The sequence below is a fragment of the Leclercia sp. 119287 genome (genome assembly GCF_009734485.1).
GTDB classification, from domain to species: domain Bacteria; phylum Pseudomonadota; class Gammaproteobacteria; order Enterobacterales; family Enterobacteriaceae; genus Enterobacter; species Enterobacter adecarboxylatus_C.
On sequence record NZ_CP046445.1, the window covers coordinates 927657 to 951942 of the forward strand.

The window sequence follows — 24286 nt, forward strand, 5'->3', positions numbered from 1 at the left end:
TTCTGGACGGGTTCTGTCTATAGAGGTCGTTTCACATCGTGCGAAAAAATACCTATGCCATGCGTTATGTTGCCGGACAACCCGCGGAGAGGATCTTACCTCCGGGGTCGTTTGCGAGCATTGGCCAGGCGTTGCCCGCCGGCGCACCTTTAAGCAGTGATGAAAAAATCCGGGTGCTGGTGTGGAATATCTTCAAACAGCAGCGCGCCGAATGGTTATCCGTTCTGCAGAATTTTGGTAAGGATGCCCACCTGGTGCTGTTGCAGGAGGCGCAAACCACCCCTGAGCTGGTCAGGTTTGCGACCACTAACTACCTCGCGGCTGACCAGGTTCCGGCCTTTGTCCTCCCTCAGCATCCGTCGGGAGTAATGACACTCTCTGCCGCGCATCCTGTTTATTGCTGCCCGCTGCGCGAACGTGAACCGCTCCTGCGCCTGGCAAAATCTGCCCTGGTCACCGTCTACCCATTGCCGGACACCCGTCTGCTGATGGTGGTGAATATTCATGCGGTCAATTTCAGCCTCGGCGTTGACGTCTACAGCAAACAGTTACTGCCCATCGGCGATCAGATCGCGCATCACAGCGGTCCGGTCGTCATGGCAGGTGATTTCAATGCCTGGAGCCGCCCGCGGATGAATGCGCTTTATCGCTTTGCGCGTGAGATGTCGCTGCGCGAAGTTCGTTTTACCGATGACCAGCGTCGCAAGGCGTTTGGCCGTCCCCTCGATTTTGTCTTCTATCGTGGTCTGAACGTGCACGAAGCCTCAGTGCTGGTGACGCGTGCCTCCGATCACAATCCGCTACTAGTCGAATTCAGTCCCGGCAAGCCTGAGCGATAGAGGTGTGTCAGGTCTGCCGTGGGGCAGGCCTGCGCGGGTGCTGCCCTTTATTTTTCATCAACCGAAGGACAGCAAAAAATGACAACACAGTCCCATCATGACAACGTAGAAAAACAGTTTGGCTCCCAGGCGAAGGCCTATCTCACCAGCGCGGTTCACGCATCCGGCCGCGATCTGCAGCGTCTGGCTGAACGTCTGGCCGACTTCCCCGATGCCAACGTGCTGGATTTAGGCTGCGGGGCGGGCCATGCCAGCTTTGTGGCGGCACAGCAGGTTGCGCATGTGACGGCTTACGACTTATCCAGCCAGATGCTGGAGGTGGTCTCTGCGGCAGCCAGTGAGAAGGGACTGGGGAATATCGCCACCCGCCAGGGCTATGCCGAATCATTACCCTTTGCTGATAGCTCCTTTGATATCGTCATCAGCCGCTACTCGGCGCATCACTGGCACGATGTTGGCCAGGCGTTGCGCGAGGTTAAACGGGTGCTGAAGCCGGGCGGTCTGGTGATCATCATGGATATTATGTCGCCGGGCCATCCGGTGCGGGATATCTGGTTGCAGACGGTTGAAGCCCTGCGTGATACCTCGCATGTGCGCAATTATTCCAGCGGCGAGTGGTTATCAATGTTTACGGAAGCCGGGCTGATTACGCGCACGTTGCAGACTGACAGGCTGACGCTGGAGTTCTCTTCGTGGATTGCCCGTATGCGCACGCCTGAGGTGTTAAGCCAGGCGATCAGGCTGTATCAGCAGAGTGCCTCCGCGGAGGTGAAAGCCTACTTTGAGCTGCAGGAAGAGGGCTCATTCACCAGCGATACGCTCTTCGCTGAAGCCCGGAAGGCGGGATAAAACAAAAAAGGCACCGGGGGAATCGGTGCCTTTTTTACATCTGGTCTCTGAAATCAGGAATCCGGGGTGGCGTTGTTTTTCACAAACAACGTTATCCGATCGCCAGGCTGCAGATTGTCGGTATCGCTGTTCCAGCGCATCACATCTTTGATGTTCACGCCGTGACGCTTAGCAATACTCGAGAGCGAATCGCCTTTTTGCACGCGATAGGTAATGCTATCGCTGTTATTGGCGAGACGCTGCGCGCTGTTACCCGCACCAATCGTCAGGTTCTGACCCACTTTCAGAGTAGAGCCGCGCAGCTTGTTCCACTGCTGCAGATCTTTCGTGCTCACGCCAAGACGTGATGCAATACCTGAAAGCGTATCGCCTGTACGTACCTGATAGCTACGGCTGTTAACCGGTGAATTATCCGCGATCAGCGTAGACTGAACCGCAGCAATTTCACCCGCTGCCAAAGATACCCGTAACTGTTCAGCGTGTTTCTGCGGCACCAGAACGTACTTCGGCCCGCTGTTACCAAGCGTGGAGCCCTTCACACCTGCGTTGAAGGCTTTCAGTTTGGTGACCGAGATACCTGCCATATCTGCAACCTGTCGCAATTCAACAGGGTTGTTGATACGCACTCTCGCCAGGGCACGACTCTCGTCCGAGGTTGGCAGCTTCACGCCGTACTGTTGGCTGTTTTTGAATATTTCACTCAAAGCCAGCATTTTTGGTACGTATAATTTGGTTTCCCGTGGCAGTGGAAGCGACCAAAAGTCGGTAGGTTTACCCCGTGCTTTATTCGCTTTCATTGCCTTCAGTACACGACCCTCACCGCTGTTATACGCAGCGACAGTCAGCAGCCAGTCACCGTCGAACATCTTGTTCAGACGTTGCATCATGTCGAGTGCTGCAGTCGTCGAAGCGACCACATCACGACGCGCATCGTAGTTGCGGGTCTGTTTTAAACCATAATTTCGCCCTGTGCTCGGTATGATCTGCCAAAGGCCTGCGGCCTTGGCGCCAGACGTTGCATGTGGGTCAAAAGCGCTCTCCACTATGGGTAGTAGTACCAGTTCCATGGGCATGTTGCGTTTCTTAACTTGCCCTGCTATCCAGTACATATACGGCTCTGCCCGTAAAGTTACATCGTGGAGATAGCTCTTATTGCTTAAATACTTCTGTTTCTGTTCGCGAATCCGGCTGTTTTCCGGAATTCCCATCTTTAGCTCGTCGCCAATAGAGACCCACAAGTCTTGATCCTGTGCGAAAGACGTCCCATCGTCTGCCCATCGCGATTGACTTGTAAACTTCCCTGCTTCCCCTTGACCAGCTGCAGAAAGGCTCTGTGCGTGCTGTTGTACGTTGCCAGTGTTCTGAGACGCCTGGCAACCCACAAGCAGGACAGAGGCGAGTAATATCGCTTTTGCCTTCATGTGTGTGTCAATAGTTGCTTAAAAGACGAGCGATGATAACGACGAATATTTGAAAAGGCAACACGCAATTATCAGAAGTTATCTTTCTTCGCCCTTAACCATGCGAAAAACTCTTCTGGTTGTTGCATATTTGTTTCTTCATTAATTTTGTTAGTTAAATCAATATCATCTGTTCTGAGAAATAAATTAATTTTACGTTCATTTTTCAGAATTCCGGGGAGTGTTTTTTGGTTTTTTGCTCGTAACTCATTCACTTTGCGGTAATAATCCTGAATCGCCACATCCTCTGGCAGAACGTGCATTGCAAACTTCATATTCGCTAAAGTGTATTCGTGCGCGCAGCAAATGAGGGTATCTTCGGGAAGTGCGTTAATTTTCTGGAAGGACTGGTACATCTGGGCTGGCGTGCCTTCGAACAGCCTTCCGCAGCCGCCAGAGAACATTGTATCGCCACAGAAAAGATAAGGAAAACTGAAGAACGAGATATGTCCTAAAGTGTGACCGGGTGTGGCAATTACGGAAAACTCCGACGCAAGAATGAGGATCTTTTCTCCATCTTCGACTACGCGGGTCGCTCCCCTATCTTGTGTCTCAGCGGGGCCATAGACCACAAGATGCGGAAATTTTGCACAGATTGCCGCTACGCCGCCCACATGGTCGTGGTGATGATGCGTCAGCAGGATCGCTTCTGGTTGCCAGTGGTTTTGCTCAATGGCCTTCAGCACCGGCTCTGCCTCGCCAGGATCGACAATAATGCAACGTCCCTCATCATCGGTTAAAACCCAGATGTAATTGTCCTGAAAAGCAGGAATACTGATAAGATTCATACATTACCTCTCATAGCGTGGCGGGTGTTTTGATGAAACCGGCAAGGATACCTCAGATTGTCTCAGCACCTGCACATTGGGCGGAATTACCCTGGGGTGAATACTATCGCGAAGCGCTTGAGCAGCAGCTTAAGCCCTGGTTTGCGAAAATGTATGGTTTTCACCTGCTTAAGATTGGCAATCTGAGCGCGGAAATCAACTCTGAAAGCTGCGCGATTTCACATCAGGTCAACGTTTCGCTGGGGGGCGAGCCGGTTCAGGTGAAGGCCAATCCGCTGCATCTGCCGTTTGCGGAAAAATCTGTCGATGCCTGCCTGCTGGCGCATGCGCTGCCCTGGTGCGACGATCCGCACCGGTTACTGCGCGAAGCAGACCGGGTGCTGATTGACGATGGCTGGCTGGTGATCAGCGGATTTAACCCGATGAGTCTGATGGGCTTACGCAAGCTGGTGCCGGTGCTGCGCCGTACCCCGCCGTACAACAGCCGGATGTTCACCCTGATGCGCCAGCTGGACTGGCTATCGCTGCTCAACTTTGAGGTGATGCACCATAGCGGTTTTCAGGTCTTACCCTGGACGCGGCAGGGCGGGAAGATGCTCACTACCCATTTCCCGGCGCTGGGCTGTATGCAGCTGATTGTGGCGCGCAAGCGAACCATCCCCCTGACGCTCAATCCCATGAAGCAAAGCAAGGCGAAAACGCGTTTGCGTGCCGCCGTCGGCGCCACGCGACAATACCGTAAGCCCTGATCAAGCTTCTGGTTTATACCCTACGTCTTCATGCTGCGGATTCATGGCGGCAGCACGGGCCAGCTCGTCGCAACGTTCGTTTTCGGGATGTCCGGCGTGGCCTTTCACCCACTCCCACTGGATTTTGTGCTGGCTGAGCGCCGCATCCAGGCGCTGCCAGAGATCGACATTCTTCACCGGTTTTTTATCTGCTGTTTTCCAGCCCCGTTTTTTCCAGTTATGGATCCACTGGGTGATCCCCTGACGCACATACTGGCTGTCGGTGCTCAGCACAATATCGCAATGCTCTTTCAGCGCCTCGAGAGCCACAATCGCGGCCATCAACTCCATACGGTTGTTGGTGGTGAGGCGATAGCCTTCATTAAAGGTTTTTTCATGTTCGCGATAACGCAAAATCGCACCGTAGCCCCCCGGGCCCGGGTTGCCGAGGCACGATCCGTCGGTGTAAATCTCTACCTGTTTACGCATCCTGGCAGACATCCTGTAATCAAAACGGTAAGTCTGACATAAATGTTTGCCGTCAGCACTGCAAAATCAAGTCAGTGCGAATTAGCCTTTGAACGCCTGGTCAGGTTGTTTACAATGTCGCCGTTGAACAGAGCAGGTTTTCAGAATGAGTATTGCAGACACACATAACGCCGACAGGATCATCGTCCTCGATACCGAAACCACGGGTATGAACCAGATCGGTGCTCACTATGAAGGGCACAAGATCATCGAGATCGGTGCGGTAGAGGTGATCAACCGCCGTCTTACCGGCAATAACTTCCACGTCTACCTGAAGCCAGACCGGCTGGTGGACCCGGAAGCTTTTGGCGTTCACGGTATCGCAGATGAATTCTTGCTGGATAAACCCACCTTTGCCGACGTCGCCGATGAATTCATCGACTACATCAAAGGCGGCGAGCTGGTCATTCATAACGCCTCGTTTGATATTGGCTTTATGGACTATGAATTCAGCAAGCTCAACCGCGGCCTGCCGAAAACCGACACCTTCTGTAAAGTCACCGACAGTCTGGCGATGGCGAGGAGGATGTTCCCCGGCAAGCGTAACAGCCTCGATGCGTTGTGCTCGCGCTATGAAATAGATAACAGCAAACGAACGCTGCACGGGGCGTTGCTCGATGCCCAGATCCTGGCCGATGTCTATCTGATCATGACGGGTGGCCAGACAGCCCTGGCCTTCAACGCCGATAACGATTCGCAGCAGCAGTCCGGGGAGAGCGAAATCCAGCGCGTTATTCGTCAGTCCAGCGCGTTGCGCGTCATTCTCGCCAGCGATGAAGAGTTACTGGCACATGAATCGCGCCTGGATCTGGTGCAGAAGAAGGGCGGGAGCTGCCTCTGGCGCGGTTAAATGCGGCGGAAATGCTGGTAAAATGACCGTTTGGATCGTTTTTGCAGCAAACGATTCAAAAGCAGAGAAAAAGCATTGACGGGATCGGAGGCAAAACGTAATATCTGCCTCGTTCCCAAGGGAACACAGCGGAGCGGTAGTTCAGTCGGTTAGAATACCTGCCTGTCACGCAGGGGGTCGCGGGTTCGAGTCCCGTCCGTTCCGCCACTATTCAGAAGGCCTGAATCAGCAATGATTCAGGCCTTTCTCATTTTGTCGCGCTGCTGATTTGTCCGGGCAGGCAAGCTCTGCTGCCGCCCGGCAGATGTTTAGTTAATGCTAAATGGATCCGCATCCTGCCAGGCAGGAAACTTCTCCCGATACTCTCTCAGTGCCGTCAGCGACAGCTCGGCGTCAATGCGCGTCGCATGGTGCGGTTCTGCGGTAGCGATGATTTCGCCCTGCGGGTTAATCACCCGGCTGTCGCCACGATAGTGATGACCATTGCCGTCGGTACCGACCCGGTTGCAGCCTGCCACATAGGCCTGGTTCTCAATCGCCCGTGCCGTCAGCAGCGCCTGCCAGTGGAGCGAGCGTGGGGCAGGCCAGTTAGCGACATACAGCGCCAGGTCATAATCGTTACGGTTACGCGACCACACCGGGAAGCGCAGGTCGTAACAGACTAACGGCAGAATGCGCCAGCCGCGCCACTCAAACACCAGCCGCTCGTTACCCGCTTCATAGTGCTGATGCTCATCCGCCATGCGGAACAGGTGGCGCTTATCATAGAAATGCACCTTGCCCTCGGGCTCAACCAGCAGAAAACGGTTAACCGGCCCGCGTTCGGTCTGTAGCGCGGCGCTGCCGGCGATTAACGCCTGGGTTTGCTGGGCTCTGGCCTGCATCCAGGCGACCACATCCTCCTGCGGCAGGGACTGCTTTGCCGCTTCCATGGCAAACCCGGTGGTAAACATTTCCGGCAGGATAATGATATCGCGCCCGGCGATCCCCTCAAGCTGACGATCAAAATGGCGCAGGTTGGCGGGGCCATCCATCCACACCAGCGGTTGTTGCAAAAGCGTAATCTTCAAACCAGGCACAGTAAGACTCCTCGAAGAACCATATTTTGACACTGTAGCACGACAATCAGAGAAACGGGTGGCAATAAAAAACCCCGCACCAGGCGGGGTTGTTTAGCCCTGAAACGGATTATGCGGCTTCAGGTTTACGTACGATCTCTGTCAGCTTTACCGGCTGCGTCGCCAGCTCTTCCGGGTCGAAATCATCGACGTTGATACTGCGCAGACGGCTCTCTTCGGCTTTGATCAGCAGAGCGGCTTCATCCTTGCCGATGATACCGCCAGCCAGGGCCTGTTTCGCCAGCTCATCCAGGCGGGTGAACGGCAGGTTTTTGCCCAGCTGTTTGCAGATCTTCTGATGAATCGGATCGGCCGCCATTACATCCAGCAGCGCCTCTTCCAGCAGACCGACCGGGTTATGCTCGGTTGGGGCCAGATACTGACCGCGACCGATACGGGAGCGGGTTGCACTCGGTACCTGCAGGATCTTCGCCACTTTATGATCCAGCTTATCGGACGGCGCCAGATAGTGACGACCGGTCGGGAAGATGACCACGCGCAGGGCGCCTGCGACAAAGCGGTTCGGGAAGTTCACCAGCAGATCGTCGATGGCCTGTTCAGCCTGATACAGCGCATCCTGCACGCCCCAGTGCACCAGCGGCAGATCCGCTTCATGACGGCCTTCATCGTCGTAGCGTTTCAGTACCGCCGAGGCGAGGAAGATCTGGCTCAGCACATCACCCAGACGCGCGGAGATACGTTCCCGGCGCTTCAGGCTGCCGCCCAGCACCGCCATTGACACGTCGGAGAGCAGCGCAAGGTTAGCACTCAGACGGTTCAGGTGCTGGTAGTAACGACGGGTCGCGTCGCCGGTTGGCGTGGCGCTGGTCAGCCCGCGGGTCAGGCCCAGCCAGAAGCTGCGCACTTTGTTGCTGCCGACGTGCCCGATGTGTTTAAACAGCAGCTTATCGAAGGCATCCACGTCGTTGTTCTGCGCGGCCGCCATCTCCTCCAGTACGTATGGATGACAGCGGATCGCGCCCTGACCGAAGATCATCATGCTGCGGGTCAGAATGTTGGCCCCTTCCACGGTGATGGCAATAGGTGCGCCCTGATAGCCGCGCGCCAGGAAGTTGCCTTCGCCGAGCATAATGCCTTTCCCGCCGGCGATATCCATCGCGTCGATGATTGACTGCTGCGCGCGGTGGGTACAGTGGTACTTCACGATGGCGGAGAGCACGGCCGGTTTTTCACCCAGCATAATGCCGTAGGTAATTAAGGAAGCGGCCGCATCCATCACGTAGGCGTTGCCTGCGATACGCGCCAGCGGCTCTTCAATCCCTTCCATCTTGCCGATAGAGATTTTGAACTGACGGCGGATATGGGCGTAAGCACCAATCCCCATCGCCACGGATTTCAGACCACCGGTTGAGTTCGACGGCAGGGTAATGCCGCGGCCCACCGACAGACATTCCACCAGCATACGCCAGCCCTGACCGGCCATTTTCGGGCCGCCGATGATGTAGTCAATCGGCACGAAGATATCCTGACCGCGGGTCGGGCCATTCTGGAACGGTACGTTCAGCGGGAAGTGACGACGACCAATTTCAACACCTGGGGTAGAGGTAGGGATCAGCGCACAGGTAATACCCAGATCTTCTTCACCGCCTAACAGCTTGTTCGGATCGGAGAGTTTAAAGGCCAGGCCCAGTACGGTAGCGATTGGCGCCAGCGTAATGTAGCGTTTGTTCCAGGTCAGGCGCATGCCCAGCACCTGCTCACCCTGCCACTCGCCCATGCAGACCACGCCGGTATCCGGAATGGCGCCCGCATCAGAACCCGCTTCCGGGCTGGTCAGTGCGAAGCACGGAATTTCCAGACCGCGTGCCAGACGCGGCAGGTAGTGATCTTTTTGCTCTTCAGTACCGTAATGTTGCAGCAGTTCACCCGGGCCTAAGGAGTTAGGCACGCCGACGGTGATCGCCAGGATCCCGGAGACACCGGACAGTTTTTGCAGCACGCGAGCCTGAGCATATGCAGAGAACTCGAGGCCGCCGTACTCTTTCTTGATGATCATCGCGAAGAAGCGGTGCTCTTTTAAAAATGCCCACAGTTCAGGGGGCAGATCGGCCATCTCATGGGTGATCTGGAAATCATTCGCCATCCGGCAGGCTTCTTCCACCGGACCATCGATAAACGCCTGCTCTTCCGCAGTGAGACGCGGCTGCGGATAGTTATGCAGCTTTTTCCAGTCTGGTCTGCCCTGGAACAGGTCGCCTTCCCACCAGGTGGTACCGGCATCAATCGCCTCTTTTTCGGTGCGCGACATCGGTGGCATGACCTTACGGAAGCCACGGAATACCGGAGCCGAAATCAGCGATTTACGCATGGAGCGGACGTTGAATGGCACCAGAATAATCGCCAGCGGGACCAGCACCCAGGTGGTCCAGATGCCGGTGACGCCAAGCGCCGCGGTCCAGGCCAGTAAGATAAAGCTGCTCAGTAGTAAGCTGACCCGGTGATAGAACAACACCCCGAGCAGAACAACGGATAAGAGAATACTTAAAATCATCATAAAGAAATGCTCCCTGTCTTGTAGGAGGTCTGACCACTTGTGATGATATGGTTGTAGTGGATGTTATTTCTTTTAGCAATGCATTCACAAAATAATTACAACCTGGTTCACATTGTTCATGTTTTACGCGGCACAAAAAAGCAAAACGCCCGTCGATTCATGCGGCTTTAGCTTCTCGCTTTTACCGCTATCCGGTAAACTTGCTCTGTTATTTCATCAATACTGAAGGATTATCCTCATGTACCAGGATCTTATTCGTAACGAACTGAACGAAGCGGCGGAAACGCTGGCTAACTTTCTGAAAGATGAAGCCAATATTCACGCTATTCAGCGCGCGGCGGTCCTGCTGGCCGACAGCTTCAAAGAGGGCGGTAAAGTGCTCTCCTGCGGCAATGGCGGTTCACATTGTGATGCCATGCACTTTGCCGAAGAGCTAACCGGTCGTTATCGTGAAAACCGTCCGGGCTATCCGGCGATCGCTATCTCTGACGTCAGCCACATCTCCTGCGTGGGTAATGACTTCGGTTACGATCACATCTTCTCCCGCTATGTCGAAGCGGTGGGTCGTGAAGGAGATGTTCTGCTGGGGATTTCCACCTCCGGCAACTCCGGCAACGTGATCAAAGCGATTGAAGCGGCACGTGAGAAGGGGATGAAAGTGATCACCCTGACCGGCAAAGACGGCGGCAAAATGGCGGGTACGGCGGATATCGAAATTCGCGTGCCTCACTTCGGTTACGCTGACCGTATTCAGGAAATTCATATCAAAGTCATTCATATCCTGATCCAGCTGATCGAAAAAGAGATGGTTAAATAAGACTTCGCTGGGGGGTTAACGCCCCCCGCTGTTGTGGAGGTGATGTATGTGCGAACTGCTCGGGATGAGCGCCAATGTGCCGACCGATATCTGCTTTAGTTTCACCGGGCTGGTGCAGCGCGGTGGAGGAACCGGGCCGCATAAAGACGGCTGGGGTATCACCTTCTATGAAGGGAAAGGCTGTCGCACGTTCAAGGATCCACAACCCAGCTACAACTCCCCGATTGCCAGACTGGTGCAGGATTATCCGATTAAATCCTGCTCGGTAGTGGCCCATATTCGCCAGGCCAACCGTGGTGAAGTGGCGCTGGAAAATACCCATCCGTTTACCCGCGAGCTGTGGGGACGCAACTGGACTTACGCCCATAACGGCCAGCTGAGCGGCTATAAGTCGCTGGAGACCGGCAACTTCCGGCCGGTGGGGGAAACCGACAGTGAAAAGGCATTCTGCTGGCTGCTGCATAAGCTGACCGAGCGCTACCCACGCACCCCCAGCAATATGACCGCGGTGTTTAAATACATTGCCTCGCTGGCGTCTGAGTTACGTGAGAAGGGGGTGTTTAACATGCTGTTGTCTGACGGGCGCTACGTGATGGCGTTCTGCTCTACCAATCTGTTCTGGATCACCCGGCGGGCACCGTTTGGCGTGGCAAAGCTTCTGGATCAGGATGTGGAAATTGACTTTCAGACAGAGACCACACCGAACGATGTGGTCACTGTGATTGCGACGCAGCCGCTGACGGGCAACGAAACCTGGCAAAAGATTATGCCAGGCGAGTGGATCTTATTTTGTCTCGGGGAGCGTGTAGTTTGACGCCAGCTGTGGCTGGACAACTTCGTGGCTCAGCGGCTTGCTGACCACGTAACGTCCATCCACCACCGAAACGGTCGGCGGCTTACGCGTCTGCTGGAAGTAGTCGTAACCCGGTTTCAGCTGCTTCCAGAAATCCGCATAATAGGACGTTCTGTGACGCTGCATATTGGCGTCGGTCATGCGGAACGGATAGATGCTTACCTGCACGGCAGACTGGCCAAACACCAGCGCACCGGTCACAAACTGGAAGATCTCGTCAATGCCGCTGTCGGTCATGGCATAGCAGCCTACAGAAACACAGGCACCGTGGATCATCAGATACTTACCATCATAACCATGCGCACGGTCATAGGCATTCGGGAAGCCGATGTTGATCGCTTTATAGAAGCGGCTGTCCGGTTTTAACTGGCTACGCTGAACGCTGTAGAACCCCTCCGGGCTTTTAAAGTCGCCCTGACGCTGTTTCGGACCGAGGCCACCGGAGTAGTTACAGATTTTATAGCTGTCGAGCAGCTGATACGTCTCACCCATCTTCACGAACAGGTCTAACGTGCGCTCTTCCTTAAAGATCTGGATATAGACCGGAGAGCCCATCAACTGCTGCTTATATTCTTTGCTCACTGGCGTCGTGGAGCTGTTGCTGCTGAGCAGCCCGGCAAACGAAACGCACGGAATAAGAAGCATCGCAATGAACAATGCGATTTTACGCATACTACATGTTCCTTGATAAAACATAACCAACTTGCCAGGACGGCAAAAGAGACCCGAAATCAGATTTATCTGTACCAGGGATGCTCACATTAGCACCACTGCATTTTTTCGCAAGCATCCGCACGTCGGTTTACAAAATAGTTTTCCCTTATAACCTGGATTGGCCACGCTGGCATTGAGAACTTTGCGTAATCGGTCGCATTTTAGCACCTGCCGCTGCGTTATCGCTGCCGCCCGATCGGTGAAAATGGTACACTGCGCCCGTCTTATGACCGAAGGGTAAGAAAGGACGCTTTTTCAGGATCATCCGCGATCCTGCTGGTCACGCAGGCGAGCTCTCGCCACCTTTCTTAATCCTGTGCAACGACTTCTGACTCGTCCGGCTCCCTGGCCGGAACGGTTATTCATGGATATCAACTAACACTATGATTAGAATAAGAAAAGGACTTGATTTGCCGATTTCCGGCATCCCCGTACAGCAGATTTCGCCCTGTGCGACACCCCGCCATGTGGCGATCCTCGGGGACGACTACGTCGGTATGCGTCCCACCATGCTGGTGCAGGAAGGCGACAGCGTCATTAAGGGCCAGGCGCTATTCGAGGATAAAAAAAATCCCGGCGTTCTGTTTACCGCACCCGCCAGCGGGACGATCGTGGCTATCCATCGCGGCGAGCGTCGGGTACTGCAATCGGTGGTGATCCGGCTGGAAGGCGATAGGCAGCGCGAGTTTGCCCGCCACGATATCGCCGATCTGCCCACACTCTCCCGCCAGGCTGTGCAGGCGCAACTGCTTGAATCTGGCCTGTGGACGGCGCTGCGTACCCGTCCTTTCAGCAAAACCCCGGTGCCCGATACCGTGCCGGCCGCCATTTTCGTCACCGCCATGGACACCAACCCGCTCAGCGCCGACCCGCAGCCGATTATCCTGGCGCAGCGTCAGGCATTTGATGCCGGGCTGACGATCCTCACGCGCCTGACGGAGGGCAAAGTGCATGTCTGCCAGGCGGGTGGCGGCAAGCTGGGCGGGCACCCGCAGGGGAAAGTGACGTTCAATGCCTTCGCCGGGCCGCATCCGGCTGGGTTGCCAGGGACGCACATCCATTTCCTGGAGGCCGTCAGCCTGACCAAACAGGTCTGGCATCTGAACTACCAGGACGCGATCGCCATCGGCAAATTGTTCACCACCGGCGAGCTGTGCACCGAGCGGGTTATTGCCCTCGGGGGGCCGCAGATGCGTAACCCGCGTCTGGTGCGCACCTGCATGGGCGCAGACATTAATGACCTGCTGGTGGACGAAACCCTGGATGGCGAAAACCGTCACATTTCGGGTTCTGTGCTGAGCGGCAGGCATGCCACAGGCGCGCAGGCCTGGCTCGGACGTTTTCATTTACAGGTAAGCGTAGTGAAGGAGGGGCGTGAGAAAGAGCTCTTCGGCTGGGTAATGCCCGGCAGAGAGAAGTTCTCCGTCACCCGCACCACGCTGGGCCACTTCCTGCGCAACAAGCTGTTTAACTTCTCCACCGATACCAACGGCGGCGAGCGGGCGATGGTGCCCATCGGCAACTACGAGCGCGTAATGCCGCTCGACATCCTGCCGACCCTGCTGCTGCGCGATCTGCTGGCGGGCGATACCGACGGCGCTCAGGCGCTGGGCTGCCTTGAGCTGGATGAAGAAGATCTGGCGCTGTGCACCTATGTTTGCCCCGGTAAATATGAATACGGACCCGTATTGCGCGAGGTGTTAACCCGCATTGAGCAGGAAGGATAACTGATGGGCCTGAAACATCTCATTGAAAAGCTGGAGCCGCACTTTACCCACGGCGGCAAGCTGGAAAAGTACTACCCGCTGTTTGAAGCGACCGCGACGCTCCTCTATACGCCAGGCCAGGTCACCAAAGGGGCCGCGCACGTACGCGACGCCATCGACCTCAAGCGCATGATGATCCTGGTCTGGTTCGCGGTGTTCCCGGCGATGTTCTGGGGCATGTACAACGTCGGTCTGCAAACCATCCCGGCGCTGACGCATCTTTATGATGCCCAGCAGCTACCGCAGATTATCGCGGGCGACTGGCACTACCGGGTGGCGCAGATGCTGGGCGTCAGCTTTACCCCTGATGCCGGGTGGATCAGCATGATGACCCTGGGGGCGGTCTACTTCCTGCCCATCTATATGACGGTATTTCTGGTCGGCGGTTTCTGGGAAGTACTGTTCGCGATTATCCGCAAACACGAGATCAACGAAGGCTTCTTTGTCACCTCCATTCTGTTCGCCCTGATTGTGCCACCAACGTTGCCGCTGTGGCAGGCGGCGATGGGCATCAGCTTTGGCGTGGTGATGGCGAAGGAGATCTTCGGCGGCACCGGACGCAACTTCCTCAATCCGGCTCTCGCCGGACGTGCGTTCCTGTTCTTTGCCTACCCGGCACAAATCTCCGGCGATCTGGTCTGGACGGCGGCGGACGGCTTCTCTGGTGCGACGCCGCTGTCGCAGTGGGCCGCTCACGGCGGAGAGGCGCTGGTCAACAACGCCACCGGCCAGCCGGTCAGCTGGTTCGATGCCTTTATCGGCACCATTCCGGGCTCGATTGGTGAAGTCTCCACGCTGATGATCCTGATTGGCGGCGCCATCATTCTGTTTGGCCGCGTCGCCTCCTGGCGCATCGTGGCTGGCGTCATGCTCGGCATGATCCTCACCGCCACGCTGTTTAACCTGATCGGCTCAGCGACCAACCCGATGTTTGCCATGCCGTGGTACTGGCATCTGGTGCTGGGCGGTTTCGCCTTCGGCATGATGTTTATGGCCACCGACCCGGTGTCGGCCTCCTTTACCGACAAAGGCAAATGGTGGTACGGGGCGCTGATCGGCGTGATGTGCGTGCTGATCCGCGTCGTGAACCCGGCCTACCCGGAAGGGATGATGCTGGCGATCCTGTTCGCCAACCTGTTTGCGCCGCTGTTCGATTACCTGGTGGTGCGTGCCAACATCAAACGGAGGAAGGCGCGTGGCTGAGATGAAAAATAATGACAGCATCGGCAAGACGCTGATGGTGGTCATCGTGCTGTGTCTGGTCTGCTCCATCGTGGTGGCGGGCTCTGCGGTAGGGCTTAAGTCCCGCCAGCAGGAGCAACGCGCCCTCGACAAGCAGCGTAACATTCTGGCGGTGGCGGGGCTGATGCAGGGCGAAATGAGCGCCGATGATGTGGCGCAGATCTTCGCTGAACGTATTACGCCGCGTCTGGTGGATCTCAATACCGGCGAGCTGCTGGAGAGCGATCCGTCGAGCTATAACCAGGCGCAGGCGCTGAAAGATCCGCAGCGCAGCACCGAACTGGAAGCCAGCCAGGATCCGGCGGGCATTAAACGCCGCAGCAATACGGCAGAGATCTACCTGGTGCGCGATGAGCAACAACGCGTCCAGGAGCTGGTGCTGCCGGTGTACGGCAACGGATTGTGGTCGATGATGTATGCCTTCGTCGCCCTCAACACCGATGGCCGCACGGTCAAAGGCATCACCTATTACGACCAGGGCGAAACCCCGGGGCTGGGTGGCGAAGTAGAGAATCCGGCCTGGCGGGCGCAGTTTGTCGGCAAAAAAGTGCTGGACGATAACGGCCAGCCGGCGCTGAAGGTGATGAAAGGAGCCGCGCGTCCGGGTGACGAGTACGCCGTCGATGGCCTTTCCGGGGCCACACTGACCTCAAACGGCGTTCAGCACAGCTTTGATTTCTGGATGGGTGAGCTGGGTTTTGGACCCTTTCTTAAAAAGGTACGTGAAGGAGAGCTGAACAATGGCTGATGCGGGCGAACTGAAAGAAGTTAAACGGGTTCTTATCGGGCCGCTCATCGCCAATAACCCGATTACCCTGCAGGTACTGGGCGTCTGTTCGGCGCTGGCGGTCACCACCAAGCTGGAAACCGCCGTGGTGATGACTCTGGCCGTAACCCTGGTGACGGCGTTTTCCAGCATGTTCATCTCGATGATCCGCCACCACATCCCCAACAGCGTGCGTATCATCGTGCAGATGGCGATCATCGCCTCGCTGGTGATCGTGGTGGATCAGCTGCTGCGGGCCTTTGCCTACGAAACCTCAAAACAGCTGTCGGTGTTTGTCGGCCTGATCATCACCAACTGCATCGTGATGGGGCGCGCAGAAGCCTATGCCATGAAGATGCCGCCGCTGGCGAGCTTTATGGACGGTATTGGCAACGGTCTCGGCTACGGCGTGATCCTGTTGACGGTCGGTTTTCTGCGTGAGCTTATCGGCAGCGGCAAGCTGTTTGGCATCACCGTGCTCGATACCGTGCAAAACGGCGGCTGGTATCTGCCGAACGGCCTGTTCCTGCTGGCCCCCAGCGCGTTCTTCATTATCGGTTTGCTGATCTGGGCGGTGAGAACCTGGCGCCCCGAGCAGCAGGAAAAGGAGTAACCGACAATGGCTCATTACCTGAGTTTGTTTGTGCGGGCGGTGTTTGTCGAAAACATGGCGCTCGCGTTTTTCCTCGGCATGTGCACCTTCCTTGCGGTTTCCAAAAAGGTGTCGACCGCCTTCGGTCTGGGCGTTGCCGTTACGGTGGTGCTGGGGCTGTCGGTGCCCATCAACAACCTGGTCTTTAACCTGGTGCTGCGCGACGGCGCGCTGGTGGACGGCGTTGATCTGAGTTTCCTCAACTTCATCACCTTTATCGGCGTGATTGCGGCGCTGGTGCAGATCCTCGAGATGATCCTCGATAAATACTTCCCGTCACTCTACACGGCGCTGGGCATCTTCCTGCCGCTGATCGCCGTCAACTGCGCCATCTTCGGCGGCGTGTCGTTCATGGTCCAGCGTGATTACAACTTTAGCGAGTCGGTAGTGTACGGCTTCGGCTCCGGTATTGGCTGGATGCTGGCTATCGTGACGATGGCGGGCCTGCGCGAAAAAATGAAGTATGCCAACGTGCCGGCCGGGTTGCGCGGCTTAGGGATCACCTTTATCACCACCGGTCTGATGGCGCTGGGCTTTATGTCCTTCTCCGGTGTGCAGCTGTAAGGGCTAAATGTATGGAAATTATACTTGGCGTAGTGATGTTCACGCTGATTGTGCTGGTGCTCTCGGGGCTGATCCTGGTGGCGCGCTCAAAGCTGGTGAACTCCGGCGATGTGATCATTGAGATTAACGACGAGGCGGATAAGCAGATCCGTACCCCTGCGGGTGACAAGCTGCTGAACACCCTCTCGGGCAATGGCATTTTTATCTCTTCTGCCTGCGGCGGCGGTGGCTCGTGCGGGCAATGCCGGGTCACGGTCAAAGAGGGCGGGGGCGATATCCTGCCGACCGAACTGTCGCACATCAGCAAGCGTGAGGCGAAAGAGGGTTGTCGTCTGGCCTGCCAGGTGGCGGTGCGTCAGAACATGAAGATTGAGCTGCCGGAGGAGATCTTCGGCGTGAAAAAGTGGCAGTGCGAAGTTATCTCCAACGATAACAAAGCCACCTTCATTAAAGAGCTGAAGCTGCGGGTTCCCGATGGCGAAGATGTGCCGTTCCGCGCGGGCGGCTACATTCAGATCGAATGCCCGGAGCACACTGTCGCCTACAAAGACTTTGACGTGCCGGAGGAGTACCGCGGCGACTGGGACAAATTCAACCTGTTCCGCTTTGTCTCTGAAGTCAAAGAGCCAACGCTGCGCGCCTACTCTATGGCCAACTACCCGGACGAGAAAGGCATCATCATGCTCAACGTGCGTATCGCCACGCCGCCGCCAGGCGTACCGGATGCACCGCCGGGGATCATGTCGTCGTATATCTGGTCGCTGAAGACGGGTGATAAGGTGACGATCTCCGGTCCGTTTGGTGAGTTCTTTGCCAAAGAGACCGACGCCGAAATGGTCTTTATCGGTGGGGGAGCCGGGATGGCGCCGATGCGTTCGCACATTTTCGATCAGCTTAAGCGTCTGGGTAGTAAACGCAAGATCAGCTTCTGGTACGGCGCCCGTTCACTGCGGGAGATGTTCTATCAGGAGGAGTTTGAACAGCTGGCGCGGGACAACCCGAACTTCAGCTTCCACATTGCGCTCTCCGATCCGCAGCCGGAAGACAACTGGACCGGCTATACCGGGTTCATCCATAACGTGCTGTATGAAAACTATCTCAAACACCACGCCGCGCCGGAAGACTGCGAGTTCTACATGTGCGGGCCGCCAATGATGAACGCCGCCGTCATCAAAATGCTGCAGGATCTCGGCGTGGAAGATGAGAATATCATGCTGGATGATTTTGGAGGTTGATGATGGTGACCTTTGTGCTGACCTTTGCGATCTTTGTGCTGGTGATATTTGGCATGTCGCTCGGCTGGCTGATTAAGCGCAAAAGCATTCAGGGCAGCTGCGGCGGCATCTCCTCGCTGGGGATGGAGAAGGTCTGCGACTGCCCCGAGCCGTGCGACGCGCGTAAAAAGCGCATGCAACGCGAAGCACAGCGCCAGCAAAACAGGATCCTCTGAACGAAACAGGCCGCAGCAGCGGCCTGTTTTTTACTTCATCCACGCTCTGGCCTGGGTGGGTGAATCCACCATCACGCCGTCAGCCCCCAAATCTTGTGCTTTCTGGTAATCCTCCGCGGAGTTAACGCCAAGCAGGATCATATGGGCATTCCCCTGGGAGCGGAAGCAGTCCATCGCCTCCTTATCCCACGTCAGGGTCGCCGGGGAGATGCCCTCGCCCAGCGTAAATTTCTCCACCACTTCCACTTTGCGATTCAGCTCCAGCCCGTACCACCAGGCATCCATTTTCTTTGCCGGCGGCAGGCAAACGTGGTTCAGGGAGATATTCGCCAGCCGGGTGCGCGTTTCACTCCGGGTGACAAAGCGCGGCACCTCTGCAGGCAGGGCATCAAGATAGCGATCCTCCGTTGAATAGACGCGAACACGCGTCAGGCTGTTGGTCTCTTTCAACACGCCAAGCAGCTGTTTGCCCATCTCAGCCGGATCGGCGTCGGGGGATTTAATATCGATATAGAACTGAACGTCAGGCCAGCGTTCCAGCACCGCTTTCAGGGTCGGAATTGTAGTTCCGGCGACCTTTTCTTTCCATTTTGCACCGGCATCAAATGTCGCCAGTTCGGCCTAGGTGTACTGAGAGATTTTTCCCTTTGCCGCGGTTAACGCGCTGAGATCGCTGGGACGATACAGAACGGGAACGCCGTCACGGCTGAGCTGCACGGTGACCCAGATTGCCTGAGCGCGGTTTTCCAGCGCCAGCTTGATGGCCGGAAGGGTATTCTCCGGCGCGTCGGCGGTTCCTCCGCGGTGAGCAATCATTTGTGGGCTAGCCCATGCGGAGGACGACAGCAGAAGTGAGGCGATAATCATCTTTTTCATCAATAATTTTCCATTTTAAATCATTTAATTCAATGGATTGTGATGGTTTGGCGGCTTATTCTTGTACCACGCTTTAATGACAGCCATGAGACGGTAAATCTGCTGACGCATTTTTTGCACTTTGTTATACTGTGCATAATTACAGGTGTGGTGACGATGATGCGCAAGATAATCCATGTTGATATGGACTGTTTTTTTGCTGCGGTAGAGATGCGCGACAACCCGGCGCTGCGGGATATCCCCATTGCCATTGGCGGCAGTCGTGTACAACGCGGGGTGATCAGCACCGCGAACTACCCGGCACGCAAGTTTGGCGTGCGCAGCGCCATGCCGACCGCGATGGCGTTAAAACTCTGCCCGCACCTGACCTTATTACCCGGACGTTTCGAGGCCTATAAAGAAGCGTCCCACCATATTCGCGAAATCTTCTCCCGCTATACCTCCCTGATTGAGCCTCTGTCGCTGGACGAAGCCTATCTGGACGTCACCGACAGCCTGCACTGCCACGGCTCCGCCACGCTGATGGCCCAGGAGATCCGCCAGACGATTTTCGATGAGCTGCAGCTCACCGCCTCGGCGGGCGTCGCGCCGGTGAAATTTCTCGCCAAAATCGCCTCGGATCTCAATAAGCCCAACGGCCAGTATGTGATCACCCCTGATGAGGTACCGGCATTTATCAAAACGCTGCCGCTGGGTAAGATCCCCGGCGTAGGGAAAGTCTCTGCGGCAAAGCTGGAGAGCATGGGGCTGCGCACCTGCGGGGATGTACAGAACAGCGATCTGGGGATGCTGCTAAAGCGCTTTGGTAAGTTTGGCCGGGTGTTGTGGGAGCGGAGTCAGGGCATTGATGAGCGCAACGTTAACAGCGAGCGGCTGCGTAAATCGGTGGGAGTGGAACGTACCCTGGCGGAGGATATCCATGACTGGGCAGACTGCGAAGCCATTATCGTCGGGCAGCTTTATCCCGAGCTGGAGCGGCGGCTGGCTAAGGTCAAACCGGATCTGCTGATTGCCCGCCAGGGGGTAAAACTCAAGTTCAACGACTTTCAGCAAACCACCCAGGAGCACGTCTGGCCGCGGCTGAACAAAGACGATTTGATTGCGACAGCAAAGAAAGCCTGGGAAGAGCGTCGGGCAGGGCGGGGGGTACGGCTGGTGGGATTACACGTCACGCTGCTGGATCCGCAGCTGGAGCGGCAGCTGGTGTTGGGGCTGTAAAAAAGCCCGGTGGCGCTTACGCTTACCGGGCCTACACTCTACTGCCCGGTGGCGCTTACGCTTACCGGGCCTACAACCGGCGCGTAACCCGTAGGCCCGGCAAACGCAGTGCCGCCGGGCAACATGGCTGATTACTTCGCCGGAATCGCTTTCAGCAGTTCCGTCAGCAGGGTCCAGTAATGGCCCACGCTTTCGATATGCACCTGCTCATCCGGAGAGTGAGGACCGGTAATGGTTGGCCCGATGGAAACCATGTCCATATCCGGGTACGGTTTCTTGAACAGACCGCACTCCAGACCCGCGTGGATCACCTGAATGTTCGGCGTGCTGTTGAACAGACGCTGATAGGTTTCACGCACCAGCGCCATCACCGGTGAACTCGCATCTGGCTGCCAGCCCGGATAGCTGCCCTTGGCAACGGTCTTCGCGCCAGACAGGGTGCCCAGAGATTCCAGCATGCTCACCACGTAATCTTTACCGCTGTCGATCAGGGAGCGGATCAGGCAGATGATCTCTGCGCTGTCGTCAGCCATGGTCACCACGCCGACGTTCAGGGAGGTTTCCACCACGCCTTTCGCTACGTCTGAGTTGCGGATCACGCCGTTCGGGGTCGCATTCAGCAGCTGAACAAAGCGGTCGCGGGACTGTTCAGTCAGCGCAGCTTTATCAGTGGTAACCGCTTCCAGCACCACGGTCAGGTTCTTCTCTTTCGCTTCCAGTTCGTTTTTCAGGATATCCAGGTAAACGGTGGAGAGCTTTTTCAGCGCATCGGCTTTGTCTGCGGCAACGGCCACGGTAGCGAAGGCTTCACGCGGGATCGCGTTACGCAGCGTACCGCCGTTGAAATCCACCAGACGCAGATCCAGCTCGGCAGCGTGACCGGCGAGGAAACGGGCCAGCAGCTTGTTGGCATTGCCTAACCCTAAATGAATGTCACCGCCGGAGTGGCCGCCTTTCAGCCCTTTCAGCGTCAGCTTGAAGGTCTGGAAGCCTGCCGGGATCGCTTCACGGGTCAGCGGCAGCGTGGAGATAAAGTCGATACCGCCCGCGCAACCCATATAGATTTCGCCTTCCTCTTCGGAATCGGTATTGATCAGGATATCCGCCTGCAGCCAGTTCGGTTGCAGACCAAAGGCGCCATCCATACCGGCTTCTTCGGTCATAGTCAGCAGCACTTCCAGCGGACCATGCTCAACGCGATCGTCTGCCAGCACCGCCAGCGCAGAGGCCATACCGATGCCGTTATCTGCACCCAGCGTGGTGCCACGGGCTTTGATCCACTCGCCGTCGATGTACGGCTGAATCGGATCTTTGGTGAAGTCGTGAACGGTATCGTTGTTCTTCTGTGGAACCATGTCCAGGTGCGCCTGCAGCACAACCGGTTTACGGTTTTCCATCCCGGCGGTGGCAGGTTTACGGATCAGAATGTTGCCAACCTGGTCGCGCTCGGCGTGCAGCCCTTTTTCCTTCGCCCAGCCCATGATGTGTTCGGCAAGCTGTTCTTCGTGATAAGACGGGTGAGGAATGGAGCAGATTTTGGCAAAAATATCCCACAGCGGTTGTGGCGATAACTGAGACAGTTCAGACACAGTAAGTCTCCTTGTCGATGGCCGGCAGACAATGTTGCAGGTCACGGGGTTAGCAGGTTTAGAGTTACCACAAGTCAGACTTGCGAGGTGGGTTTGAGAATACCACTTTCTCTGGCGGCTGGTAGGGGTAAGCAAGTAAAAACTCCGGGCGGAACCGCTTAGCACTGGTTTTTAGTGCTTCAGATCTCTATAATCTCGCGCAACCATTTTCCCCCTCGAACACTTTTTAAGCCGTATATAAACAGGCTGGGACAATTCACATGAGCGAAAAATACATCGTCACCTGGGACATGTTGCAGATTCATGCACGTAAACTGGCTGCGCGCCTGATGCCATCTGAACAGTGGAAAGGCATCATCGCGGTTAGCCGCGGTGGCCTGGTACCGGGGGCATTGCTGGCACGTGAGCTGGGTATTCGCCATGTCGATACCGTGTGCATCTCCAGCTACGACCACGACAACCAGCGTGAGCTGAAAGTGCTGAAACGCGCCGAAGGCGATGGTGAAGGCTTCATCGTGATTGACGATCTGGTTGATACCGGCGGTACGGCAGTCGCCATCCGTGAAATGTATCCAAAAGCGCATTTCGTGACTATCTTCGCTAAGCCGGCTGGTCAGCCGCTGGTTGACGATTATGTGATTGATATCCCGCAGGATACCTGGATCGAACAGCCATGGGATATGGGCGTAGTATTCGTCCCACCTATTTCAGGCCGCTAATCCATACATTTTTAACGCCCGGTGATGCCGGGCGTTATTTTTTCGCCTTTGTCGCGTTACAATGATGCCCTCTGACGTATCTTAAGAGGCAGCGCGCAATGTCCCAGGCGAATCTCAGCGAAATTCTCTTCAAGCCCAAATTCAAACATCCGGAAACTTCGACGCTGGTTCGTCGCTTTAACAGTGGCGTACAACCGTCAGTGCAATCGGCGCTGGATGGCAAAAACATCCCGCACTGGTACCGCATGGTTAACCGTCTGATGTGGATCTGGCGCGGCATCGATCCCCGTGAAATTCTGGACGTGCAGGCGCGTATCGTGATGAGCCAGGCGGAACGTACCGACGAGGATCTGTACGACACTGTGGTGGGCTATCGCGGCGGCAACTGGATCTACGAATGGGCAAAACAGGCGATGATCTGGCAGCAAAAGGCGAGCCAGGAAGACGATCCCCTGTTGAGCGGCAAACACTGGCTGCATGCCTGTAACCTTTACAGCATCGCGGCTTACCCGCACCTGAAAGGCGACGAACTGGCGGAACAGGCGCAGGCCCTGGCAAACCGTGCCTACCAGGAAGCAGCCCAGCATCTGCCGGGCCAGATGCGCGAACTCACCTTTACTGTTCCCGGCGGCCCGGCGGTGACCGGCTTCCTGCATCTGCCGGCGGGCGATGGCCCCTTCCCGACGGTGATGATGTGCGGCGGCCTCGACTCGCTGCAAACTGATTACTACAGCCTGTATGAGCGTTACTTAGCCCCGAAAGGGCTGGCGATGCTTACCCTCGACATGCCGTCGATTGGCTTCTCGTCCAAATGGAAGCTGACCCAGGATTCCAGCCTGCTCCACCAGCACGCCCTGAAAGCGCTGGAACAGAATCCGTGGGTGGATCACACCCGGGTGGCGGCGTTTGGCTTCCGCTTTGGCGCTAACGTCGCCGTGCGTCTGGCCTATCTGGAATCTTCACGCCTGAAAGCGGTGGCCTGTCTCGGGCCGGTGGTGCATGCGCTGTTAAGCGAGCCTGCGCGCCAGGGCAGCGTGCCGGAAATGTACCTCGACGTGCTGGCCAGCAGCCTGGGCATGCATGATGCGTCCGACGAGGCGCTGCGCGTGGAGCTTAATCGCTACTCGCTGAAAACCCAAGGATTGTTGGGCCGTCGGTGTCCGACGCCGATGCTCTCTGGCTTCTGGAAAAACGATCCCTTCAGCCCGGAAGAGGAGTCCCGCTTAATCACCTCGTCATCTGTTGATGGCAAGCTGCTGGAGGTGCCATTCACCCCGGTGTATCAGAATTTTGACAAGGCATTGCAGCAGATTACGCGTTGGATCCATCAGAGATTGTGTTAAGAGATTGCTAATTTCTTAAGGTTTGGTACAACAGTGGCTTCA

At 56.3% G+C, this 24286-nt stretch carries 23 protein-coding genes, 1 tRNA gene and 1 pseudogene; 17 read left to right on the forward strand and 8 right to left on the reverse strand.

Features of this window, described 5'->3' with window-relative positions:
* The first annotated feature begins 38 nt into the window (after window positions 1-38).
* Together GNG27_RS04400 and GNG27_RS04405 are read left to right on the forward strand one after the other, a co-directional pair.
* Entirely contained in the window at window positions 39-839 is an 801-nt protein-coding gene (locus GNG27_RS04400; protein ID WP_032616661.1) for an endonuclease/exonuclease/phosphatase family protein, read from the forward strand.
* A 78-nt stretch (window positions 840-917) separates the two neighbouring features.
* Window positions 918-1688 carry a class I SAM-dependent methyltransferase gene (locus GNG27_RS04405; protein WP_156262956.1) on the forward strand — a complete coding sequence of 257 codons (771 nt, stop codon included), beginning with the start codon at window positions 918-920 and terminating at the stop codon, window positions 1686-1688.
* Window positions 1689-1741: 53 nt separating this feature from the next.
* Here GNG27_RS04405 and mltD read toward each other — a convergent pair whose 3' ends face one another.
* Together mltD and gloB are read right to left on the reverse strand one after the other, a co-directional pair.
* Window positions 1742-3109 carry a murein transglycosylase D gene (gene mltD / locus GNG27_RS04410; RefSeq protein WP_142488324.1) on the reverse strand — a complete coding sequence of 456 codons (1368 nt, stop codon included), beginning with the start codon at window positions 3107-3109 and terminating at the stop codon, window positions 1742-1744.
* A gap of 71 nt (window positions 3110-3180) precedes the next feature.
* Entirely contained in the window at window positions 3181-3936 is a 756-nt protein-coding gene (gloB, locus tag GNG27_RS04415) for a hydroxyacylglutathione hydrolase (RefSeq protein WP_156262957.1), read from the reverse strand.
* 32 nt (window positions 3937-3968) lie between these two features.
* Between gloB and GNG27_RS04420 the strand changes: the two genes are divergently transcribed.
* Entirely contained in the window at window positions 3969-4685 is a 717-nt protein-coding gene (locus GNG27_RS04420; RefSeq protein ID WP_142488326.1) for a class I SAM-dependent methyltransferase, read from the forward strand.
* Here the strand turns inward: GNG27_RS04420 and rnhA are convergent, their stop codons facing one another.
* Window positions 4686-5153 (reverse strand): ribonuclease HI, encoded by a 468-nt coding sequence (rnhA, locus tag GNG27_RS04425; protein ID WP_103793497.1) that lies wholly within the window; start codon window positions 5151-5153, stop codon window positions 4686-4688. It lies immediately after the preceding gene.
* A gap of 145 nt (window positions 5154-5298) precedes the next feature.
* Here rnhA and dnaQ point away from each other — a divergent pair, with 145 nt between their 5' ends.
* The gene (gene dnaQ, locus GNG27_RS04430; protein ID WP_156262958.1) at window positions 5299-6042 is read left to right on the forward strand and encodes a DNA polymerase III subunit epsilon; all 744 of its coding nucleotides are present in this window, start codon (window positions 5299-5301) and stop codon (window positions 6040-6042) included.
* A 130-nt stretch (window positions 6043-6172) separates the two neighbouring features.
* Window positions 6173-6249: transfer RNA gene (locus tag GNG27_RS04435), tRNA-Asp, on the forward strand.
* Window positions 6250-6350: 101 nt separating this feature from the next.
* Here the strand turns inward: GNG27_RS04435 and GNG27_RS04440 are convergent.
* Together GNG27_RS04440 and fadE are read right to left on the reverse strand one after the other, a co-directional pair.
* Window positions 6351-7121, reverse strand: coding sequence for an amidohydrolase (locus tag GNG27_RS04440; protein WP_142488328.1), 771 nt, complete (start codon window positions 7119-7121; stop codon window positions 6351-6353).
* A 109-nt stretch (window positions 7122-7230) separates the two neighbouring features.
* Window positions 7231-9675: an acyl-CoA dehydrogenase FadE gene (gene fadE, locus GNG27_RS04445; protein ID WP_142488329.1), complete on the reverse strand. Its 2445-nt coding sequence runs from the start codon at window positions 9673-9675 to the stop codon at window positions 7231-7233.
* Window positions 9676-9913: 238 nt separating this feature from the next.
* On the opposite strand from fadE, the gene lpcA reads away from it, so the two are divergent.
* Both lpcA and GNG27_RS04455 read left to right on the forward strand, forming a co-directional pair.
* Window positions 9914-10492 (forward strand): D-sedoheptulose 7-phosphate isomerase, encoded by a 579-nt coding sequence (lpcA, locus tag GNG27_RS04450; RefSeq protein ID WP_059308682.1) that lies wholly within the window; start codon window positions 9914-9916, stop codon window positions 10490-10492.
* Window positions 10493-10538: 46 nt separating this feature from the next.
* Window positions 10539-11306: a class II glutamine amidotransferase gene (locus GNG27_RS04455; RefSeq protein WP_142488330.1), complete on the forward strand. Its 768-nt coding sequence runs from the start codon at window positions 10539-10541 to the stop codon at window positions 11304-11306.
* Here the strand turns inward: GNG27_RS04455 and dpaA are convergent.
* On the reverse strand, window positions 11277-12017 hold the full coding sequence (dpaA, locus tag GNG27_RS04460; RefSeq protein ID WP_142488331.1) for a peptidoglycan meso-diaminopimelic acid protein amidase: 741 nt from the start codon (window positions 12015-12017) through the stop codon (window positions 11277-11279). The genes GNG27_RS04455 and dpaA overlap by 30 nt on opposite strands.
* Before the next feature lie 425 nt (window positions 12018-12442).
* Between dpaA and GNG27_RS04465 the strand changes: the two genes are divergently transcribed.
* The 7 genes from GNG27_RS04465 to nqrM are packed head-to-tail and all read left to right on the forward strand — an operon-like array spanning window position 12443 to window position 18499.
* Entirely contained in the window at window positions 12443-13786 is a 1344-nt protein-coding gene (locus tag GNG27_RS04465) for a Na(+)-translocating NADH-quinone reductase subunit A (RefSeq protein WP_156262959.1), read from the forward strand.
* A gap of 3 nt (window positions 13787-13789) precedes the next feature.
* Window positions 13790-15028 (forward strand): NADH:ubiquinone reductase (Na(+)-transporting) subunit B, encoded by a 1239-nt coding sequence (locus GNG27_RS04470; RefSeq protein ID WP_142488333.1) that lies wholly within the window; start codon window positions 13790-13792, stop codon window positions 15026-15028.
* Window positions 15021-15815 (forward strand): Na(+)-translocating NADH-quinone reductase subunit C, encoded by a 795-nt coding sequence (locus GNG27_RS04475; RefSeq protein ID WP_156262960.1) that lies wholly within the window; start codon window positions 15021-15023, stop codon window positions 15813-15815. The genes GNG27_RS04470 and GNG27_RS04475 overlap by 8 nt, the downstream gene beginning before the upstream one ends.
* Complete coding sequence (locus GNG27_RS04480) at window positions 15808-16446, forward strand: NADH:ubiquinone reductase (Na(+)-transporting) subunit D (protein ID WP_032616678.1); 639 nt, start codon at window positions 15808-15810, stop codon at window positions 16444-16446. Before GNG27_RS04475 ends, GNG27_RS04480 begins: the two co-directional genes overlap by 8 nt.
* Window positions 16447-16452: 6 nt before the next feature.
* Window positions 16453-17049, forward strand: coding sequence for an NADH:ubiquinone reductase (Na(+)-transporting) subunit E (gene nqrE, locus GNG27_RS04485; RefSeq protein WP_142488335.1), 597 nt, complete (start codon window positions 16453-16455; stop codon window positions 17047-17049).
* Between the two features lie 11 nt (window positions 17050-17060).
* Window positions 17061-18284 (forward strand): NADH:ubiquinone reductase (Na(+)-transporting) subunit F, encoded by a 1224-nt coding sequence (gene nqrF, locus GNG27_RS04490; protein WP_156262961.1) that lies wholly within the window; start codon window positions 17061-17063, stop codon window positions 18282-18284.
* The gene (nqrM, locus tag GNG27_RS04495) at window positions 18284-18499 is read left to right on the forward strand and encodes a (Na+)-NQR maturation NqrM (RefSeq protein WP_185902334.1); all 216 of its coding nucleotides are present in this window, start codon (window positions 18284-18286) and stop codon (window positions 18497-18499) included. The genes nqrF and nqrM overlap by 1 nt, the downstream gene beginning before the upstream one ends.
* Before the next feature lie 30 nt (window positions 18500-18529).
* Here the strand turns inward: nqrM and GNG27_RS04500 are convergent.
* Window positions 18530-19375, reverse strand: a pseudogene (locus tag GNG27_RS04500) (glycerophosphodiester phosphodiesterase family protein).
* 159 nt (window positions 19376-19534) lie between these two features.
* Between GNG27_RS04500 and dinB the strand changes: the two are divergent.
* Window positions 19535-20593, forward strand: coding sequence for a DNA polymerase IV (gene dinB / locus GNG27_RS04505; RefSeq protein ID WP_156265039.1), 1059 nt, complete (start codon window positions 19535-19537; stop codon window positions 20591-20593).
* Window positions 20594-20724: 131 nt separating this feature from the next.
* On the opposite strand, the gene pepD is transcribed toward dinB, so the two are convergent.
* A complete protein-coding gene (gene pepD / locus GNG27_RS04510; RefSeq protein ID WP_142488339.1) occupies window positions 20725-22182 on the reverse strand; it encodes a cytosol nonspecific dipeptidase in 1458 nt (485 codons plus the stop codon).
* A gap of 260 nt (window positions 22183-22442) precedes the next feature.
* On the opposite strand from pepD, the gene gpt reads away from it, so the two are divergent.
* Together gpt and frsA are read left to right on the forward strand one after the other, a co-directional pair.
* Entirely contained in the window at window positions 22443-22901 is a 459-nt protein-coding gene (gpt, locus tag GNG27_RS04515) for a xanthine phosphoribosyltransferase (RefSeq protein ID WP_106995995.1), read from the forward strand.
* Between the two features lie 98 nt (window positions 22902-22999).
* Window positions 23000-24244, forward strand: coding sequence for an esterase FrsA (gene frsA / locus GNG27_RS04520; protein ID WP_142488340.1), 1245 nt, complete (start codon window positions 23000-23002; stop codon window positions 24242-24244).
* Window positions 24245-24286: the final 42 nt, after the last annotated feature.

Coding starts and splice junctions, on each gene's coding strand:
- GNG27_RS04405 (WP_156262956.1), top strand. CDS start 918: ATGACAACACAGTCCCATCATGACAACGTAGAAAAACAGTTTGGCTCC.
- mltD (WP_142488324.1), bottom strand. CDS start 3,109: ATGAAGGCAAAAGCGATATTACTCGCCTCTGTCCTGCTTGTGGGTTGC.
- gloB (WP_156262957.1), bottom strand. CDS start 3,936: ATGAATCTTATCAGTATTCCTGCTTTTCAGGACAATTACATCTGGGTT.
- GNG27_RS04420 (WP_142488326.1), top strand. CDS start 3,969: ATGAAACCGGCAAGGATACCTCAGATTGTCTCAGCACCTGCACATTGG.
- rnhA (WP_103793497.1), bottom strand. CDS start 5,153: ATGCGTAAACAGGTAGAGATTTACACCGACGGATCGTGCCTCGGCAAC.
- dnaQ (WP_156262958.1), top strand. CDS start 5,299: ATGAGTATTGCAGACACACATAACGCCGACAGGATCATCGTCCTCGAT.
- fadE (WP_142488329.1), bottom strand. CDS start 9,675: ATGATGATTTTAAGTATTCTCTTATCCGTTGTTCTGCTCGGGGTGTTG.
- lpcA (WP_059308682.1), top strand. CDS start 9,914: ATGTACCAGGATCTTATTCGTAACGAACTGAACGAAGCGGCGGAAACG.
- GNG27_RS04455 (WP_142488330.1), top strand. CDS start 10,539: ATGTGCGAACTGCTCGGGATGAGCGCCAATGTGCCGACCGATATCTGC.
- dpaA (WP_142488331.1), bottom strand. CDS start 12,017: ATGCGTAAAATCGCATTGTTCATTGCGATGCTTCTTATTCCGTGCGTT.
- GNG27_RS04465 (WP_156262959.1), top strand. CDS start 12,443: ATGATTAGAATAAGAAAAGGACTTGATTTGCCGATTTCCGGCATCCCC.
- GNG27_RS04470 (WP_142488333.1), top strand. CDS start 13,790: ATGGGCCTGAAACATCTCATTGAAAAGCTGGAGCCGCACTTTACCCAC.
- GNG27_RS04480 (WP_032616678.1), top strand. CDS start 15,808: ATGGCTGATGCGGGCGAACTGAAAGAAGTTAAACGGGTTCTTATCGGG.
- nqrE (WP_142488335.1), top strand. CDS start 16,453: ATGGCTCATTACCTGAGTTTGTTTGTGCGGGCGGTGTTTGTCGAAAAC.
- nqrF (WP_156262961.1), top strand. CDS start 17,061: ATGGAAATTATACTTGGCGTAGTGATGTTCACGCTGATTGTGCTGGTG.
- nqrM (WP_185902334.1), top strand. CDS start 18,284: ATGATGGTGACCTTTGTGCTGACCTTTGCGATCTTTGTGCTGGTGATA.
- dinB (WP_156265039.1), top strand. CDS start 19,535: ATGCGCAAGATAATCCATGTTGATATGGACTGTTTTTTTGCTGCGGTA.
- gpt (WP_106995995.1), top strand. CDS start 22,443: ATGAGCGAAAAATACATCGTCACCTGGGACATGTTGCAGATTCATGCA.
- frsA (WP_142488340.1), top strand. CDS start 23,000: ATGTCCCAGGCGAATCTCAGCGAAATTCTCTTCAAGCCCAAATTCAAA.